The sequence below is a fragment of the Burkholderia pyrrocinia genome (genome assembly GCF_018417535.1).
GTDB classification, from domain to species: Bacteria; Pseudomonadota; Gammaproteobacteria; order Burkholderiales; family Burkholderiaceae; genus Burkholderia; species Burkholderia pyrrocinia_E.
This window is the reverse complement of record NZ_CP070979.1, coordinates 254,543-272,331: the sequence shown is the minus strand read 5'-3', so window position 1 is coordinate 272,331 and position 17,789 is coordinate 254,543. Positions and strand designations below refer to the sequence as shown.

At 67.5% G+C, this 17,789-nt stretch carries 14 protein-coding genes; 7 read left to right on the top strand and 7 right to left on the bottom strand.

All coding sequences use genetic code 11. From position 1 onward, the window contains the following. Positions 1–7: 7 nt before the first annotated feature. Positions 8–1,540: an FAD-dependent oxidoreductase gene (locus tag JYG32_RS34215; protein ID WP_213268055.1), complete on the bottom strand. Its 1,533-nt coding sequence runs from the start codon at positions 1,538–1,540 to the stop codon at positions 8–10. A gap of 252 nt (positions 1,541–1,792) precedes the next feature. On the opposite strand from JYG32_RS34215, the gene JYG32_RS34210 reads away from it, so the two are divergent. Then, the gene (locus JYG32_RS34210; RefSeq protein ID WP_213268054.1) at positions 1,793–2,953 is read left to right on the top strand and encodes an NAD-dependent formate dehydrogenase; all 1,161 of its coding nucleotides are present in this window, start codon (positions 1,793–1,795) and stop codon (positions 2,951–2,953) included. A gap of 17 nt (positions 2,954–2,970) precedes the next feature. Here JYG32_RS34210 and JYG32_RS34205 read toward each other — a convergent pair whose 3' ends face one another. The 5 genes from JYG32_RS34205 to JYG32_RS34185 all read right to left on the bottom strand — a co-directional run bounded on the left by JYG32_RS34205 (position 2,971) and on the right by JYG32_RS34185 (position 6,305). Then, a complete protein-coding gene (locus JYG32_RS34205; RefSeq protein ID WP_213268053.1) occupies positions 2,971–4,395 on the bottom strand; it encodes a PLP-dependent aminotransferase family protein in 1,425 nt (474 codons plus the stop codon). Between the two features lie 365 nt (positions 4,396–4,760). Further along, entirely contained in the window at positions 4,761–5,009 is a 249-nt protein-coding gene (locus JYG32_RS34200) for a hypothetical protein (RefSeq protein WP_213268052.1), read from the bottom strand. 34 nt (positions 5,010–5,043) lie between these two features. After that, on the bottom strand, positions 5,044–5,499 hold the full coding sequence (locus JYG32_RS34195; protein WP_213268051.1) for a DUF1269 domain-containing protein: 456 nt from the start codon (positions 5,497–5,499) through the stop codon (positions 5,044–5,046). 105 nt (positions 5,500–5,604) lie between these two features. After that, entirely contained in the window at positions 5,605–5,802 is a 198-nt protein-coding gene (locus JYG32_RS34190) for a hypothetical protein (RefSeq protein ID WP_174380801.1), read from the bottom strand. Positions 5,803–5,855: 53 nt separating this feature from the next. After that, on the bottom strand, positions 5,856–6,305 hold the full coding sequence (locus JYG32_RS34185; RefSeq protein ID WP_174380802.1) for a phosphate-starvation-inducible protein PsiE: 450 nt from the start codon (positions 6,303–6,305) through the stop codon (positions 5,856–5,858). A 471-nt stretch (positions 6,306–6,776) separates the two neighbouring features. Here JYG32_RS34185 and JYG32_RS34175 point away from each other — a divergent pair, with 471 nt between their 5' ends. From JYG32_RS34175 to JYG32_RS34155, 5 genes are all read left to right on the top strand, one after another. Further along, positions 6,777–7,844 carry a Dyp-type peroxidase gene (locus JYG32_RS34175; RefSeq protein ID WP_213268050.1) on the top strand — a complete coding sequence of 356 codons (1,068 nt, stop codon included), beginning with the start codon at positions 6,777–6,779 and terminating at the stop codon, positions 7,842–7,844. Further along, positions 7,837–8,652: a family 1 encapsulin nanocompartment shell protein gene (locus JYG32_RS34170; protein ID WP_174380804.1), complete on the top strand. Its 816-nt coding sequence runs from the start codon at positions 7,837–7,839 to the stop codon at positions 8,650–8,652. Before JYG32_RS34175 ends, JYG32_RS34170 begins: the two co-directional genes overlap by 8 nt. Positions 8,653–8,744: 92 nt before the next feature. Then, positions 8,745–9,014 carry a hypothetical protein gene (locus tag JYG32_RS34165; protein ID WP_213268049.1) on the top strand — a complete coding sequence of 90 codons (270 nt, stop codon included), beginning with the start codon at positions 8,745–8,747 and terminating at the stop codon, positions 9,012–9,014. A 621-nt stretch (positions 9,015–9,635) separates the two neighbouring features. Beyond that, a complete protein-coding gene (locus JYG32_RS34160; protein WP_213268048.1) occupies positions 9,636–12,470 on the top strand; it encodes an ATP-dependent Clp protease ATP-binding subunit in 2,835 nt (944 codons plus the stop codon). Between the two features lie 124 nt (positions 12,471–12,594). Beyond that, positions 12,595–14,874, top strand: coding sequence for an FdhF/YdeP family oxidoreductase (locus JYG32_RS34155; RefSeq protein ID WP_213268047.1), 2,280 nt, complete (start codon positions 12,595–12,597; stop codon positions 14,872–14,874). 130 nt (positions 14,875–15,004) lie between these two features. On the opposite strand, the gene JYG32_RS34150 is transcribed toward JYG32_RS34155, so the two are convergent. Beyond that, on the bottom strand, positions 15,005–16,426 hold the full coding sequence (locus JYG32_RS34150) for a purine-cytosine permease family protein (RefSeq protein ID WP_213268046.1): 1,422 nt from the start codon (positions 16,424–16,426) through the stop codon (positions 15,005–15,007). A 389-nt stretch (positions 16,427–16,815) separates the two neighbouring features. Here JYG32_RS34150 and JYG32_RS34145 point away from each other — a divergent pair, with 389 nt between their 5' ends. Beyond that, the gene (locus JYG32_RS34145) at positions 16,816–17,739 is read left to right on the top strand and encodes a LysR substrate-binding domain-containing protein (RefSeq protein ID WP_174380809.1); all 924 of its coding nucleotides are present in this window, start codon (positions 16,816–16,818) and stop codon (positions 17,737–17,739) included. Positions 17,740–17,789 lie beyond the last annotated feature (50 nt).

The window sequence follows — 17,789 nt, the reverse complement described above, 5'->3', positions numbered from 1 at the left end:
GCCGCTGTCACGCGGCGGCAATCTGCCCCTCGAATGCTGCTTCCGCCTTCAGGCTGTCGAGATCGCGGCCGACCGTCGCGACCGCCAGCCGCGTGTCGCCGCGCCAGTACGCGATCGAGCAGTCGTGCGCGCCGAGGTCGCCGTCGATCTCGACGCGATCCCATCGCTCCGCATGCCCGACATAGTTGACCGTCATGTCGTAATGCTGGCTCCAGAAGAACGGCACCGCGTCGAACGGCCGCTGCTGCCCGAGCATGTTGCGCGCCGCGACGATGCCCTGCCGCTCGGCGACGACCCAGTGCTCGACGCGAATGCGCTCGCCCGTCAGCGGATCGGGCCAGCGCGCGATGTCGCCGGCCGCGTAGATGTCGGGCGCACTTGTCTGCAGGAAGCGGTCGACCGTCACGCCGCGCTCGACGGCCAGACCGGCGTCCTGCGCGAGCGCGACGTTCGGACGGACGCCGATGCCAACCACCACGACATCGGCCGGCAGCACGTCGCCGGTCGACAGCGTTACGCTGTCCGGCGTGATCTGTGCGGGCGTCGCGCCGAGATGGAACACGACGCCGTGCGCTTCGTGCAGCGCCTTGATCGTGTCGCCGAGCGCTTCGCCGAGCACGCGCGCCATCGGTTGCGCATCGGGCTCGACGACCTGCACGTCGAGCCCGCGCGTGCGCAACGCGGCGGCCACTTCGAGCCCGATGAAGCTCGCGCCGATCACGACGCAACGGCGCGCCGTTTTCAGCTTGTCGATCAGCGCATCGCTGTCGGCGCGCGAGCGGAGCACGCACACGTGCGGCAGGTCGGCACCGGGCACGGTCAGCCGGTTCGGTTCGGCGCCCGTCGCCAGCAGCAGCGCGCCGTATCCGACGCGGCTGCCGTCGGCCAGCTCGACCGCATGCTGCGCGGGATCGAGCCGTGCGACCCGCGTGCCGCACCGCACGTCGATGCGCTGGTCGGTGTAGAACGACGGCGCGCGCAGCGGCAGCCAGTCGGCGTCGGCCGTGCCCGCGAGATAGTCCTTCGACAAATTCGGCCGGTCGTACGGCGGATCGCGGTCGGCGCTCAGCAACGTGACGGGATGCGGATAGCCTTCCTGCCGCAGCGTCACGGCAGCCGCGATCGCAGCGGCGCCGCCGCCGACGATCACCACCGATGCGGGCAACCCGGCCGCCTGCAGCGCGGGCGGCACGGCGGCCGGCCGTGCATCGAGCACGACGGCGCGACCGTCGCGGCGCTCGGCGCGCCAGCACGGCAGCCCGTCGAGCGCCGGCGCGCGCAGCAGCGTGCCGGTGCGCAGGCAGAACGCCGCGTGGTGCCACGGGCAGCGGAGCGTGTCGCCGACCAGCAGGCCGTCGGCCAGCGGCGCGCCGTAGTGCGGGCATTGTGCGCCCACGGCAAACAGTTCGTCGGCGCGGCGCACGAGCAGCACCGCTGCGTCGCCGACATGGCCCTCGATCATCGCGCCGTCGGCGAGATCGTCGAGCGCGATGCCTTGCGCGAGATCGGGGCGTGAAGACGAGGCGTCGCTTCCGGACATGACATCGCTCCCGCAGAGTCAGGTAACGATCCCATTATCGGCGTCCTTCATGAAAAGAACAGGTACAGACGCCCCGCAGCGCACGCAAACACCGACTGTAGCTTGTACGCGATCCTTGACCGGCGTAGAACGTCATCAACGTTGCGGCGCAACACGCGGCCGCCGCGTGCCCGGACTTCCACGCGGCCCGCGCGATCCGCGTGCCGCGCCTGCCCTCATTCCGTCCTCATTCCGTCACGAGGAGCGCTCCCGATGGCCACCGTCCTGTGCGTGCTCTACCCCGATCCCGTCGACGGCTATCCGCCGCGCTACGTGCGCGACGCGATTCCGGTCATCACGCACTACGCGGACGGACAAACCGCGCCGACGCCGGCAGGCCCCCTCGGCTTCCGGCCCGGCGAACTCGTCGGCTCGGTATCCGGCGCGCTCGGGTTGCGCGGCTACCTCGAAGCGCACGGTCACACGCTGATCGTGACGAGCGACAAGGACGGCCCCGACTCCGAATTCGAGCGCCGGCTGCCCGAAGCGGACGTGGTGATTTCGCAGCCGTTCTGGCCCGCGTACCTGACGGCCGACCGGATCGCCCGCGCGCCAAAGCTGAAGCTTGCACTGACGGCCGGCATCGGTTCCGATCACGTCGATCTCGACGCCGCGGCGCGCGCGCACATCACCGTCGCCGAAGTCACCGGCTCGAACAGCATCAGCGTGGCCGAACACGTGGTGATGACGACGCTCGCGCTGGTGCGCAACTACCTGCCGTCGCATGCGATCGCGCAGCAAGGCGGCTGGAACATCGCCGATTGCGTGTCGCGCAGCTACGACGTCGAAGACATGCATTTCGGCACGGTCGGCGCGGGGCGCATCGGCCTCGCGGTGCTGCGCCGGCTGAAGCCGTTCGGCCTGCATCTGCACTACACGCAGCGGCACCGGCTCGCCGCCGCGATCGAGCAGGAACTCGCGCTCACGTATCACGCCGATGCGGCGTCGCTCGCGGGCGCCGTCGATATCGTCAACCTGCAGATTCCGCTGTACCCGTCGACCGAACACCTGTTCGACGCGGCGATGATCGCGCGGATGAAACGCGGCGCGTACCTGATCAACACCGCGCGCGCGAAACTGGTCGACCGCGACGCAGTCGTGCGCGCCGTCACGTCAGGGCACCTTGCCGGCTATGGCGGCGACGTATGGTTTCCGCAACCGGCGCCGGCTGACCATCCGTGGCGGACGATGCCGTTCAACGGGATGACGCCGCACATCTCGGGCACGTCGCTGTCCGCGCAGGCGCGTTATGCGGCCGGCACGCTGGAAATCCTGCAATGCTGGTTCGACGGAAGACCGATCCGGAATGAATACCTGATCGTCGACGGCGGCACGCTCGCGGGAACGGGCGCGCAATCGTACCGTCTGACCTGACGTAACACGATGCGCGGTCAGCCGATACAGGACGCGGCGAGCTTGCCGACGGCGACGACCGCCTGCTCGATCTCCGGCGACCACGGGCTGCTGTAGTTCAGCCGGATGAAGTTCCGGTAGCTGTCCGCGATCGAGAACATGTAGCCGGGCCCGATCGTGATCCCCTGCTCCAGCGCGAGCTGGTACAGCCGCATCGCGTCGACCTGCGCGGGCAGTTCGACCCACAGCACGTACCCGCCGGCCGGGCTCGAGATGCGCGTGCCCTCCGGAAAGAACCGCGACACCATCGCGCGCATCAGGTTCGCCTGCTGCGCATACGCCTTGCGAACCCGCCGCAGGTGATGCTCGTAGCCGTCCCGCTCGAGAAACTCCGCGATCGCGAGCTGCGGCAACGACGGCGTCGCGAGCGTGTTCAGGAATTTCAGCTTCTCGACCTGTTCGCGATAGCGGCCCGGCAATGCCCAGCCAATCCGGTACGCGGCCGTCAGGCTCTTCGAGAACGACGAGCAATGCAGCACGATGTCGTTGCGGTCGAACGACTTCAGCGTGCTCGGATGCATGTTGCCGAAATACAGTTCGTTGTACACGCCGTTCTCGATGATCGGCATATCGGCCTTCGTTGCGAACTCAACCAGTTCGCGCTTGCGCTCGTCGGGCATCTGAAAGCCGAGCGGGTTCTGGAAGTTCGGCATCACCATGCATGCTGCGATCGACTGCGACTTTGCAATCGCGGCCAATGCGGCGATATCGATCCCGTATTCCGGATGCGTCGCGACCTCGATCGCCTTCATCCCCATCCGCTCGATCGCGTGCAGCATCGCGTAGAACGTCGGCGATTCCACCGCGATCGTGTCGCCCGGCTTCGCGACCGCCTGCAGGCACAGGTTGATCGCCTCCGTCGCGCCGACCGTCACGATGATCTCGTTCGGGTCCACCGACATCCCGTTTTCCAGGTAGCGGCGCGCGATCTGCCGGATCAGCCGCGGATGGCCGGGCGGCAGCCCGTCCGTCACGCCCGACAGCGACTTGTCGCGGCCGGCCGCATACGCGTAGCGGTTCAGCTTCTCGAACGGGAACAGGCTCGGGTCCGGGTACGGCGAGCCGAGCGGCACCGCGTCGTCGGTGCCGATCGAGCGCAACGTCGACAGCACGAGCCGGCTCACGTCGACCGACGACGAGATCGCGATCGGCTTCGACGGCCGCAACTCGCGCACCGGCGCATGACTGTCGTCGCGGCGCAGGTTCACGAAATAACCCGACTGCGGTCGGCTTTCCAGCAGCCCGCGGCTTTCGAGCAGCAGGTACGCATGCAGCACGGTCGTGATGCTGATCCGGTGCTGCTGGCTGGCCTGCCGCACCGACGGGACACGATCGCCGTGTCGATACACGCGTTGCCGGATGAGTCTCTCTATGTCGTTTGCAAATTTCTCGTAGAGCTTCATCCGCCTCGCCCCGCCGGCGGTGAACCGACCTGCGACGCGTGCGCGTCCCGGCCGCGCCGAGGCACGAAGCCGGATAGCCGTGGCCGGCCGTGGGCGTCCCGGTTCGAGCCTGGTCCGTTACCGAAATTGAAGGCGAGTAGCAATGCGGATCCCATCAAGACAAGGATCGGCATCCTACTGCGTCATTTCGACGAATGTAAGTGACAGTTTGGTGGTGAAACGCCAAATCCGGTTGGCATGGTGAACAGATTCAAACGCCACGGCGCGGCACCGCGCGATCGCGCGGTATTGTGGTTTTCCGATTGCCGTCAGCCGGCGACGACACAGCGCCTGGATGGCCCGGCGATGCGCGGGCCCGCGTGGGCTCAAGCGTCGTCGACGTTGTCCGCGTAGTGGTCGACCGCGACCTTGCACTCGTCGAACACCACCGTCAGCTGCTCGACGTCGTTCGACTCGACCCACTTGCGGATCTGCAGGAAATAGCCGGTGCCGAGATCGGCGATGCGGCCCGGATCGGCGGTCGTCACGTCGACGGTCGCGATCGCGCGGTTGCCGGGCAGCGGCGACAGCGTCGCCGCGATGTCGAAGCGCCGGTACGATTGATCGATGCGCATGCGGTTCTCCCGAAGCGGTTCGAAAATGGCGCGCTCAGTCGAGCGCCTGACGGAAGACCTTGCCGCCGAATCCCGTCACGACGTTGTCGACCGAGAACGGCGTGGCCTCCTTCGCCTCGACGATGACAGCGACGCTGCCGGGCGCGAGCCGTGCGGCCACCGCCTCGACGAACGTGCCGTCGAGCAGCGCGTTGCCGGCCGCGTCCGCGAGGATGCCGGCGCCCGCGCCGGCCGCCATGCCGGTGACCACGCCGAGCGGCCCGGCGAGGATCCCGAGCAGGCCGCCCGCGATCGCGCCAATCACGCCGCCCTTGAACGGCCGCGATTCGGCGGCGAGCACCGCGAGCTTGCCGGCCGCATCCTTTTCGACGACGACGCCGTTCTCGATGTGGAATCCTTCATTCTTCTCCGACAGCGCCTCGAAATCGTTCACGGCCTGATGGGCCGTGTCGACGCTGCCGAACACGGCGACGATCAGCTGCTTGGTCATTCGACACCTCTCCCGTGTAGATGGACATGCGCGACCGCCGCACCGCGCGCGGCGCGCCGGTTCGGGGCCGGGCACGCGCGGTGCGCCGGCAACCCGGTATTCGGTTCAGATGCCTGTCGCCGCGACACGTGCGCGGGCCGCATCGACATACGCGTGCGCAGCCGCCTGCTGCATCGCGACGACGGACGGCGAACGTATGCGCGCCGTATCGGCGTCACGCACGTCGCGCGCCAGCCGGTAGGCATCCGACGACGCGTGCTGCAATTCGATCGCCTGCTTCGTTTCGACGGAATGCGTGCTCATCCTGCACCCTCCTGTAGCGACGTGGCATATGTGGGTGGCATGCCGTTGGCCCATCACCTGCGCGTATGCGCATCCTCCTCGACATCGTCGACATCGGCCGGAAATCGATGCTGACCGAAACTCAGGATCAGCACGCCTACCGCGAGCAGCACGATCCCGAACGTCGTCATCAGCATCCGCTCGGGGCTGTCGGTCGCGCCGCGCAGGATCAGGTCGCGCGCGAGCGACGTCATCGCGATGAACAGGGGAAACCGCACCGGCAGCCGACCGAGCCGCAGGTAGCGCACGTTCATCGCGAGCACTTCCAGATACAGGAACATCAGCAGCAGGTCGGTCAGCGACACCTCGCCCGCGAGCACGACCTTCCACGCTTCCTGCGTCATCGCGAACGCGGTCGCGAGCCCGATCACGATCAGCCCGGCCAGTTCGGCCGCGTGAAGGAAATAACCGAAACGGCGACGGATGCGCTCGGACGGCGAACAGGAAACGATAGACGTATTCAAGGTGACAGTCGGTGTGAAGATGCGTGAGCGGCGCCGGACAGGCCGCCATGCTCGACCACCGCGACATAAACACGCATCGCTTCCAGCAGGTTCATGGTGACGCTCCTCGTCAACGGCGCAGCGGGACCTAATCTACTGCACGCGGCACGCACGCTCAAGAGCACAGCGCCGCGCACGCCAGGAGTACAGCTGCGCGGGCACTGCACAAAATCCGGCCCCGTTTGACGCATTCGAATGACAGATTGGCGATACGTGTTCCAAAGGCCCGCCGAAGCTGCTAGATTGCATGCTCGACGACGTTACGCGTTGCGCGCAGGTCACGCGCCGGGCGGCCGGCCGCCGCCGCTGCGGCCCGTTGCGCGATGCCCGCGCAACGTCCTTCATCCGCATGTCACAAAGAGAACAGTCGCATGACACAGTTCAACCGTTCGCCTTCGCGCGCCGCGGCAGCCGCGGTTCGTCCGTCCCGACATGACTGACCGGCAGGCCGCGATGCAGACACCTCCCCCACTCTCCCAGGCCGTTCACAGCACGATTACGCGCAGCGCGATCTTCCTCGTGGCGACGATCAATCCCGGCGCCGAGCACGCCGACACGATCCGTTCATGGTGCGGCGACATCGCCGCGCTCGTGCGCTCGGTCGGCAAACGCGTGCCGGGCGGCAACCTGACATGCGTGTGCGGCTTCGGCGCCGACGCGTGGGATACGCTGTTCGGCGATCCGCGCCCCGCGTCGCTGCATCCGTTCCGCGAATTCGGCGCCGGGCAGCGCGTCGCGGTCGCGACGCCCGGCGACATCCTGCTGCATATCCGCGCCGAAGCGATGGATTTGTGCTTCGAACTCGCGACGCAACTGCTCGGCGCGCTCGGCGACGCCGTCACGGTCGTCGACGAGGTGCACGGCTTCCGCAATTTCGACCAGCGCGCAATGATCGGCTTCGTCGACGGCACCGAGAACCCGGAAGGCCGCGAGGCGGTCGACTTCACGGTGATCGGCGCTGAAGACGCGGCATTCGCGGGCGGCAGCTACGTGATCGTGCAGAAGTACCTGCACGACATGGCCGGCTGGAACGCGCTCGCGGTCGAGACGCAGGAGCGCATCATCGGCCGCACCAAGCTGTCCGACATCGAGCTCGCGCCGGACGTGAAGCCGTCGTCGTCGCACAGCTCGCTGACCACGCTCGACGAGAACGGCCAGGAAGTGAAGATCCTGCGCGACAACATGCCGTTCGGGCGCCCGGGCGCCGGCGAATTCGGCACCTATTTCATCGGCTATGCGCGTTCGCCGGCGCCGATCGAGCAGATGCTCGAGAACATGTTCGTCGGCCGCCCGCCCGGCAACTACGACCGCCTGCTCGACTACAGCCGTGCGGTCACCGGCTCGCTGTTCTTCGTGCCGTCGGCCGACCTGCTCGAAGCGCTCGCCGATCGCGCGGCGCCCGCCGCCGACGCCGCGCAACCGGAATCCTCGTCGTCCGCGCCGCATCGCGACGGCTCGCTGAAAATCGGCTCGCTGAAAGGAACCCAAGCCTATGAATAACCTGCACCGCGAACTCGCCCCGATCTCGTCGTCCGCCTGGGAACAAATCGAGGAGGAAGTGGCGCGCACCTTCAAACGATCGGTGGCCGGCCGCCGCGTCGTCGACGTCGACGGCCCCGAGGGCCCCGAGCTGTCGGCCGTCGGCACCGGGCATCTGGTGGAGGTCACCGCGCCGCGCGAGCACGTGAACGCGCGGCTGCGCGAAGTCCGCACGATCGTCGAGCTGACGGTGCCGTTCGAGCTGAGCCGCGATGCGATCGACAGCGTGGAGCGCGGCGCGCGCGACGCCGACTGGCAACCGGCCAAGGAAGCCGCGCAGCGGCTCGCATTCGCCGAGGACAACGCGATTTTCGACGGCTACCCGGCCGCCGGCATCTTCGGGATCCGCGAAGGCACGTCGAACCGCAGGCTCACGCTGCCGGCGGACGTCGGCGCGTACCCGGATGCGATCAGCGACGCGCTTGAAGCGCTGCGGCTCGCCGGCGTCGACGGCCCGTACTCGGTGGTGCTCGGCTCGGACGCGTATACCGCGCTCAGCGAGGCGCGCGACCAGGGTTATCCGGTCCTCGGCCACATCAAGCGGATCGTCAGCGGCGAGATCATCTGGGCGCCGGCGCTCAGCGGCGGCTGCGTGCTGTCGATGCGCGGCGGCGATTACGAGCTGCACCTCGGGGAAGACGTATCGATCGGCTACACGAGCCATACCGACAAGGCCGTCCGCCTGTACCTGCGCGAAACGTTCACGTTCCTGATGCTGACGAGCGAAGCATCGGTGGCCGTGGCGCCGCAGGCCAACACGGCGGCCTGATCCCGGTTGCCTGCACGCGATGCCCGCCCGGGCGTCGCGCGCGCCGGCCGCATGTTCGTCGCCGATCGAGCCCATCTTGCATGGAGGATGTCATGAGCGATACGAATGATGCACTGCAGTCACTGCAAGCGTCGGTCGACAGCCTGAAGAAGACCGTCGATGCGAACGCGGGAAGCGAGGCCGGCGATACCGCCGTGCTGTTTACCGTCGTGTCGCTGATGCTGGCCGAGTTGCCGCCCGACACGCGCAACCTGATCGAGGATTCGTTCTCCGTCTGGGCCAATGGTCTGCCGAATGCGGCACTGTCTGCCGACGTGAAGCAGATCGCGCGACAGCGGCTTGCGATGAAACTGTCCGACTGATCGCGGTTCGCCACGGTTGGCGCCAGGTCCGGCCCGTACCGTGCAACCCGACTTCTCCTTCGGCCGCCACGCACGCATCGGCTGCGGTGCGCGCGCGGCCGGCCATGACCGGTTCGCGCGCGCTCACGCCGCGGCACGTCCGCCGCGCCTGTCCACCCGCATCGCCATCCGTTTGCCGGCAACCGGCGCCCTGCGCGCCGATGCCGCACCGCGATCCGCTCGCGTTCCGTTCCTCCTCGCTTCCGGCCACCGCACGCTGCGCATGCCGCGCACGCCCGTGCCGCCGCCTGCGCGCCCGTCTGTACTCCTTGCCCCCCGTGCGTGCGCGCATGTGAGGGTGCAATTCGCAGCCGGTCCGGCATGGAACTGTGTCTTGGATCGCTCCCGCCGATTCGCTATTTTGAACGCAGTCGAAGCGATGCCGTGGGCTCCTCGCAGCACTCGCGCTCCCCGCCCCGACCGCGACCGCACGCCACGCCGGCGCGCGCTGCGCGACAGCGTGGGCGCAGCACGCGCACCGCCGCGCCGCGCGTCGCGTGTTCGCGGTCGGGACGCACGAGCGCCGCACCGCATCGGGACTTCACCCTTCGACCCACCTTCACCGACAGGAGCCAGACCACCATGCCCGCACTTTGCGATATCTGCCACGCCCGGCCGGCCGTCGCGCGCGCAACCGTGATGCAGGACGGCGAGCGCAAGACGATCTCGATCTGCGATTACCACTTCCGTCAGCTGATGCGGCATCAAAGCATGCTGAACCCGTTCGATTCGCTGCTGGGCGGCGGCGGCTCGTCGTCGCTGTTCGGCGAGCTCGGCGACGAATCGCCGCTCTCCGCCGAGGTGCCACGCGAATCGGTCGACCCGACCGACGCGTTCAGCGAACAGACGCTCGAACTGCTGCAGCGCGCGGCCGAGAAGGCGCACGAACTGCGCCGCAGCGAGCTCGACACCGAACACCTGCTCTACGCGCTCGCGGACACCGATGTGTGCGCCGCGCTGCTGAAGGAACTGAAGCTGTCGCCGCAGGACATCAAGTCGTATATCGACGAACACGCGCACACCGGCACGGCCGCCCCCGACGCGCCGCTCGACAAGCTGTCGATCTCGCCGCGCGTGAAGAAGGCCGTGCAATACGCGTTCCAGGCGTCGCGCGATCTCGGCCACTCGTATATCGGCCCCGAGCACCTGCTGATCGGGCTCGCGTCGGTGCCGGACAGCATCGCCGGCACGCTGCTGAAGAAATACGGCGTGACGCCCGAGGCGCTGCGCCAGAAGGTCGTGAAGGTGGTCGGCAAGGGCGCCGAGGACGGCCGCGTCGATGCACCGACCGGCACGCCGAACCTCGACAAGTTCGGCCGCGACCTCACCGCGATCGCGCGCCAGGGCAAGCTCGACCCGGTACTCGGCCGCGCACAGGAAATCGAAAGCACGATCGAGGTGCTCGCGCGCCGCAAGAAGAACAACCCGGTGCTGATCGGCGAGCCGGGCGTCGGCAAGACCGCGATCGTCGAAGGGCTCGCGCAGCGGATCGTCAACGGCGACGTGCCCGAGGTGCTGCGCGGCAAGCGGCTCGTCGAAGTCAACATCAACTCGATGGTGGCGGGAGCCAAGTATCGCGGCGAATTCGAGGAGCGCGCGAAGCAGTTGATCGACGAAGTGACCGCGAAACAGGACGAACTGATCCTGTTCATCGACGAGCTGCACACGATCGTCGGCGCGGGCCAGGGCGGCGGCGAAGGCGGCCTCGACATCGCGAACGTGCTGAAGCCCGCGCTCGCGCGCGGCGAGCTGAGCCTGATCGGCGCGACGACGCTCAACGAATACCAGAAGTACATCGAGAAGGACGCCGCGCTCGAACGGCGCTTCCAGCCGGTGTTCGTGCCGGAGCCGAGCGTCGAGCAGACGATCGTGATCCTGCGCGGGTTGCGCGACAGCCTCGAGGCGCACCACCAGGTGACGTTCGCCGACGACGCGTTCGTCGCGGCCGCCGAGTTCGCCGATCGCTACATCACCTCGCGCTTCCTGCCCGACAAGGCGATCGACCTGATCGACCAGGCCGCCGCGCGCGTGCGGATCGGCGCAACGTCGCGCCCGGTCGACATCCAGGAAGGCGAAGCGCAGATCGCGCAACTGAAGCGCGAGCAGGACTACGCGACGTCGCGCAAACGCTTCGACGAGGCGAAGCAGTTCGAGGAGCAGATCAACGCGAAGCAGAAGACGGTCGATGAAAAGATGGAGGCGTGGCAGCGCAAGACCGGCTCCGAAACGCTCGAGGTGACCGTCGAAGCGGTGGCCGAGGTCGTGTCGCGCCTGACCGGCATCCCGGTGTCCGAACTCACGCAGGAAGAGCGCCAGAAGCTGCTGAAGATGGAGGAGCAGTTGCGCGAGCGCGTGGTCGGCCAGAGCGACGCGGTGGTGGCCGTCAGCGATGCCGTGCGGCTGTCGCGCGCGGGGCTCGGCCAGACGCACCGGCCGATCGCGACGTTCCTGTTCCTCGGGCCGACGGGCGTCGGCAAGACCGAGCTCGCGAAGGCGCTGGCCGAGACCGTGTTCGGCGACGAGCAGGCGATCATCCGCATCGACATGTCCGAGTACATGGAACGGCATGCGGTCGCGCGGCTGATCGGCGCGCCGCCCGGCTATGTCGGCTACGACGAAGGCGGCCAGCTGACCGAGCGCGTGCGGCGCCGCCCGTACAGCGTGATCCTGCTCGACGAGATCGAGAAGGCGCACCCGGACGTCTACAACGTGCTGCTGCAGGTGTTCGACGACGGCCGCCTGACCGACGGCAAGGGCCGCGTGGTCGACTTCAGCAACACGATCATCATCGCGACGAGCAACCTCGGCGCCGCGATCATCATGGACAACCTGACGCAGCCGGAAGCCGCGCGCAAGACCGACAAGGCGATCCGCGACGAACTGATGCAGGTGCTGAAGGGCCATTTCCGCCCCGAGTTCCTGAACCGGATCGACGAGGTGATCGTCTTCCACGCGCTGTCGAAGGAGAACATCCGCGCGATCGTGCAGATCCAGCTCGACCGTGTGGTGCGCACGGCCGCGGCACAAGACATCACGCTCGTGATGGGCGATGCGCTCGTCGACCACCTGACCGAAGCCGGCTACCAGCCCGAGTTCGGCGCGCGCGAGCTGAAGCGCCAGATCCGCCAGACCATCGAGACCCGGCTCGCGAAGGAGATCCTCGCCGACCGGCTGAAATCGGGCGACCGTGTCGAGGTCGACTACGACAAGGACAGCGACGAAGTGAAGTTCAACAAGCTCGCCGCGCCTGAAGCGAAGGATGCGAAGGACACGAAGCAGGACGCCGACGGTAAGGCGAAGGGGAACGGCAAGGCAGCCGGCGATGCGAAGGCCGGCGATGCGCCCGCCGACGTGCCGCCGCCCACCGCAAAGGCCCCGGCCAGGAAGTCGTCCGGCGCGAAGAAGGACGCGCACTGAAACCCCGCCTGCCCTGCAGCCCGGGGCACGCATGACCGGCTCCGTCCGACGGACGGAGCCGCACCACGCCGCGACGCGGCGCAACCCGAGCCGCCCGCACCGGGCCCGGCTCATGGAGATTCACATGACAAATCGACGCGAAGTGCCAGGCATCAGGAAGTACGATGGGCCCGCCGGCGGTTGGGGCGCGCTTCGCGCGACAGCCGAGGCCGTGCGCACGCAGATGGAAACCATCGAGGCGCCGATCGTGCTGATGCGGACCAACCAGCCCGACGGCTTCGACTGCCCCGGCTGCGCCTGGCCCGACAAGGAACACAAGTCGACGTTCCAGTTCTGCGAGAACGGCGCGAAGGCCGTTACCTGGGAAGCGACGACCAAGCGCGTGACGCCCGAGTTCTTCGCGGCGAACACCGTGTCGTCGCTGCTGCGCATGTCGGACTACGAACTGGAGAACATGGGCCGGCTCACGCATCCGCTCGTCTACGATCGCGCGACCGACACGTTCCGCGCGATCGAATGGGACGACGCGTTCGCGCGCATCGGCGAAGTGCTGCGTGCGCTGCCGCCCGAGCAGGTCGAGTTCTATACGTCGGGCCGCGCGTCGAACGAAGCCGCGTACCTGTACCAGTTGTTCGCGCGCGAGCTCGGCACCAACAACTTCCCCGACTGCTCGAACATGTGTCACGAGCCGACCAGCGTCGGCCTGCCGCAGTCGATCGGCATCGGCAAGGGCACCGTATCGCTGGAGGATTTCGACCACTGCGAGCTGATCATCTCGATCGGCCACAACCCCGGCACGAACCACCCGCGGATGATGGGCACGCTGCATGAATGCTCGCGGCGCAACGTGCCGATCATCGTGTTCAATCCGCTGCGCGAGCGCGCGCTCGAACGCTTCGCGGATCCGCAGGACATGATCGAGATGGCGTCGTTCGGCTCGACGCGGATCGCGTCCACGTACTACCAGGTCGACGCGGGCGGCGACGCGGCCGCGCTGAAGGGCATCATGAAGGCGCTGCTGCAGCTCGAAGCCGAGCGCGGCGACGTGCTCGACCGCGACTTCATCGCGCAGCACACCAATGGTTTCGACGCGTTCTCGACCGACCTGCAGGCCACGTCGTGGAACGACATCGAACGCGCGGGCGGGCTCAGCCAGGCGCAGCTCGAACAGGTCGCGCTCGCGTACGCGAAGTCGAATGCGACGATCATCACGTACGGGATGGGCGTCACGCAGCACAACAAGGGCACGGCGACCGTGCGCCTGATCGCCGACCTGCTGCTGATGCGCGGCAACATCGGCAAGCCCGGCGCCGGCGTCTGCCCGCTGCGCGGCCATTCGAACGTGCAGGGCAACCGCACGGTCGGCATCACCGAGAAGCCGTCGGCCGAGTTCCTGAAGAAGCTCGAGGACGTGTGCGGGTTCACGCCGCCCGCGCATCACGGGCACGACGCCGTGCAGGCGATGCAGGCGATGATCGACGGCAGCGCGAAGGCGCTGCTGTGCCTCGGCGGCAACTTCGCGGTCGCGCTGCCCGATCCCGATCTGTCGTTCCCGGCGATGGCGAAGCTCGACCTGAGCGTGCATCTCGGCACGAAGCTGAACCGCTCGCACCTGCTGGTCGGGAAGGAAACCTTCATCCTGCCGGTGCTCGGCCGCACCGAGCTCGACATGCAGGCGAGCGGCCGGCAATCGATCACCGTCGAGGATTCGATGTCGATGGTCCACGCGTCGGCCGGCAAGCTCAAGCCCGCGTCCGACCAGTTGCGCTCGGAGCCCGCGATCGTCGCGGGGATCGCGCATGCGACGTTGCCGAACAGCAAGGTCGCATGGCTCGACCTGATCGCCGACTACGACCGCATCCGCGACCTGATCGACCGCACGGTGTCCGGCTTCGAGGCATTCAACGAGCGCATCCGCACGCCGGGCGGCTTCCGGCTGCCGCTGCCGCCCACCGAGCGCGTGTGGCCCACGGCGACCGGCAAGGCGATGTTCTCGGTGTACAAGGGCGTCGCGGAAGACGCGGAAGTGCTCGGCGGCGAGCAGGTGCTGCGGCTGATCACGCTGCGCAGCCACGACCAGTACAACACGACGATCTACGGGCTCGACGACCGCTATCGCGGCGTGTTCGGGCGGCGCGACGTGCTGTTCATGAACCCGGCGGATCTCGCGAAGTACGGGCTCGAACACGGCGACCTCGTCGACATCGAGACGATCACCGCGTCGGGCCGCACGCTGCGTCTCGAGAAGATCACCGCGATCGAGTACGACATCGCACCGGGTTCGGTCGGTGCGTACTATCCGGAAGCGAACGTGCTCGTGCCGCTCGACTACATCGACAAGGAAAGCGGCACGCCGTCGTACAAGTCGGTGCCGGTGCGCGTCGAGCGCTCGGCGGTCGTCTGATGCGCGGGCAGGCTCGCGGCGCGTCGCCGGCCGCGAGCCTGCCCTCTTCCTGCCGCAACGCGGCCCCGGGCTGCCGCATCGCAACCGATGCGGCGGCCGCACTCTTTGGTCGCGTCGACAAGCGCCCCGCTTACCGCGCCGCCGTCGGCGGCAGATGCGCACCGCCCTGCCGGCGCCGATACGCGCTGTCGCGCTTCGCGAGCCAGTAGTACAGCGGCGACGTCAGCACCAGCCCGACCACCCACGACAAGTCCGCGCCGCCGAGATGCGCGGGAATCGGGCCCGCATACATCGGCGTGTTCATGAACGGAATCTGCACGAGGATGCCGATCGCATACGCGAGCAGCGCCTGCGGATTGAAACGGCCGTAGATCCCGCCGTCCACCATGAAGATCGACTTGATGTCGTACTTGCCCTTGTGGATCACGTAGAAGTCGATCAGGTTGATCGCCGTCCACGGCACCAGCACGACCAGCAGCGCGAGCACGAGATCGACGAGGTTGCCGACGAAGTTGGTCGACGCGCCGATCGCCGCGTAGCAGCACGCAACGAAGATCACGACCGACACCACCGCGCGCGTCTTCGCAGTCGGAATCCACTTGTACGCGAACGTCTGCACCGACGTGATCACCGCGAGCACCGCGCCGTACAGGTTCAGCGCGTTGTGGCTGATCACGCTCAGCAGGAACAGCACGAGCATCAGCGGGCCGAGCGGGCCGGTCGCCTGCTTGACCGCATCCATCGTGTCCGCGCCGGCCGGCACCGCAAGCACCGCGACCGCGCCGAAGATGAACGCGAGCGTCGAGCCGATCGTGCAGCCGAGGTAGGTCGCCCAGAACGTCGACGCGACGCCGACATCCTCCGGCAGATAGCGCGAATAGTCCGACACGTACGGCGCGAACGCGATCTGCCACAACGCCGACAGCGACACCGTCGCGAGCCAGCCCGCGAAGTCGAAGCCGCCGCGCGTCAGGAAATCGTCGGTCGTCACATGCGTGAGGATCATCCAGAAGCCGACCATGATCCCGATACCGAGCACCCATGTACCGATGCGGTTCAGGATGTGGATGAAGCGGTAGCCGACGATGCCGATCAGCCCCGATCCCACCGCGCCGATCACGATGCCGACGGGTACCGGCACCGACGACGCGATGCCGTGCACCGACTTGCCGGCAAGCACGATGTTCGACGCGAAGAAGCCGACGTACATCACGGCCGCGATCACGGTGACGAGCAGCGCGCCCCACGAGCCGAACTGCGCGCGGCTCTGGATCATCTGCGGGATGCCCATCTGCGGCCCCTGAGCGGAATGCAGCGCCATCAGCACGCCGCCGACGGCCTGGCCGACGACGATCGCGACGATGCCCCACATCAGGTTCAGGTGGAACATCTGCACGCCGAGCGCACCCGTCACGATCGGCAACGGCGCGATGTTGCCGCCGAACCAGAGCGTGAACAGGTCGCGCACCTTGCCGTGGCGATCCGTGGGCGGCACATAGCCGATCGTGTGCTTCTCTATCATCGGGGACGCGTTGCGGTCCACGTTCGTCATGGCGAAGTCTCCTGTCCTGCGCGGCGATGCGCGCTTGCCGTTTCAACCGGCGCGCGATGGGGTGCGCGCCTGCAATCGGATCCGGATACGCGAGCGACGACGCACCGCGTGCATGCGCGGCGGTGTCGACCGAAGCGGGGAATGCGCGGCAGGCGGGGACGGATGACATGTCCCGCCGGCGCAGCCGCGGCCTCGTCGCGATCCAGATTGGAGACGATGGTGCGCCACGGATACCGCGACGGAGAAATACTAAAAATATTTCCGGGACATACGAAAAAGCTCTTCAGCGGAAATTTCGGCCTCCGGCTTCTTCAGGTAAGGTGCTACGCGAAACCATGGACAGATTGCGCCCGCGGCGGCACGCCGGGGGCCGGGCATCAGAGGTGCTTGTGGCTCACTACACTTTGCGGCAACTGAAGTATTTCGTGACGACGGTCGAATCCGGCAGCGTCGCCGAGGCGTCGCGCCAGCTTTTCATCGCGCAGCCGTCGATCTCCAGCGCGATCAAGGGGCTCGAGGAAAGCTTCGGCGTGAAGCTGTTCATCCGTCATCACGCGCAGGGCGTGTCGCTGACGCCGAGCGGCACGCGCTTCTACCGGAAAGCACAGGAGCTGCTGCGCATCGCGCACGAATTCGAACAGAACGCGCTCGCCGACAACGACGTGATCACCGGGCAGATCGACATCGGCTGCTTCGAGACGGTCGCGCCGCTCTATCTTCCGCAGCTCATTGCCGGATTTCGCGAGCGCTACCCGGGCGTCAACATCCGGCTGCGCGACGGCGACCAGCAGGAACTCGTGCAGGGCCTGACGGCCGGCACCTTCGATCTCGCGCTCATGTACGACCACGATCTCGACGGCACGATCGAAACCGAGCCGCTGATGCCGCCGCAACAGCCGTACGTGCTGCTGCCGCAGAACCACCGGTTCGCGGGCCAGCCGAACGTGTCGCTGCGCGACCTCTGCGTCGAGCCGATGATCCTGCTCGACGTGCAGCCGAGCCGCACGTATTTCGTCAGCCTGTTTCATGAGCTCGGGCTGACGCCGAACATCGTGTTCGGCTCGCCGTCGATCGAGATGGTGCGCGGGATGGTCGGCCAGGGATTCGGGTTCTCGCTGCTCGTCACGCGCCCGCATTCCGAATACACGTACGACGGCCAGCGCGTCGTGACGATCGGCCTCAGCGAAACGGTGAGCCCGTCCGGGCTCGTAAGCGCGCGCCTGAAACGCGGGCAGCTCACCAAGCAGGCGCAGTCGTTCGTCGATTTCTGTCGCGAGCGGCTCGCGCAGATCGTCGCGGAATCGGCGCGATAACACTGAACACTGAAGAAAACGCACGCGCCGCAGGACGGGCGCATGCGTGC

Bases quoted from the DNA above. Each gene is read 5' to 3' on its own strand.
- JYG32_RS34215 (WP_213268055.1), bottom strand. From the start codon at position 1,540: ATGTCCGGAAGCGACGCCTCGTCTTCACGCCCCGATCTCGCGCAAGGC.
- JYG32_RS34210 (WP_213268054.1), top strand. From the start codon at position 1,793: ATGGCCACCGTCCTGTGCGTGCTCTACCCCGATCCCGTCGACGGCTAT.
- JYG32_RS34205 (WP_213268053.1), bottom strand. From the start codon at position 4,395: ATGAAGCTCTACGAGAAATTTGCAAACGACATAGAGAGACTCATCCGG.
- JYG32_RS34200 (WP_213268052.1), bottom strand. From the start codon at position 5,009: ATGCGCATCGATCAATCGTACCGGCGCTTCGACATCGCGGCGACGCTG.
- JYG32_RS34195 (WP_213268051.1), bottom strand. From the start codon at position 5,499: ATGACCAAGCAGCTGATCGTCGCCGTGTTCGGCAGCGTCGACACGGCC.
- JYG32_RS34190 (WP_174380801.1), bottom strand. From the start codon at position 5,802: ATGAGCACGCATTCCGTCGAAACGAAGCAGGCGATCGAATTGCAGCAC.
- JYG32_RS34175 (WP_213268050.1), top strand. From the start codon at position 6,777: ATGACTGACCGGCAGGCCGCGATGCAGACACCTCCCCCACTCTCCCAG.
- JYG32_RS34170 (WP_174380804.1), top strand. From the start codon at position 7,837: ATGAATAACCTGCACCGCGAACTCGCCCCGATCTCGTCGTCCGCCTGG.
- JYG32_RS34165 (WP_213268049.1), top strand. From the start codon at position 8,745: ATGAGCGATACGAATGATGCACTGCAGTCACTGCAAGCGTCGGTCGAC.
- JYG32_RS34160 (WP_213268048.1), top strand. From the start codon at position 9,636: ATGCCCGCACTTTGCGATATCTGCCACGCCCGGCCGGCCGTCGCGCGC.
- JYG32_RS34155 (WP_213268047.1), top strand. From the start codon at position 12,595: ATGACAAATCGACGCGAAGTGCCAGGCATCAGGAAGTACGATGGGCCC.
- JYG32_RS34150 (WP_213268046.1), bottom strand. From the start codon at position 16,426: ATGACGAACGTGGACCGCAACGCGTCCCCGATGATAGAGAAGCACACG.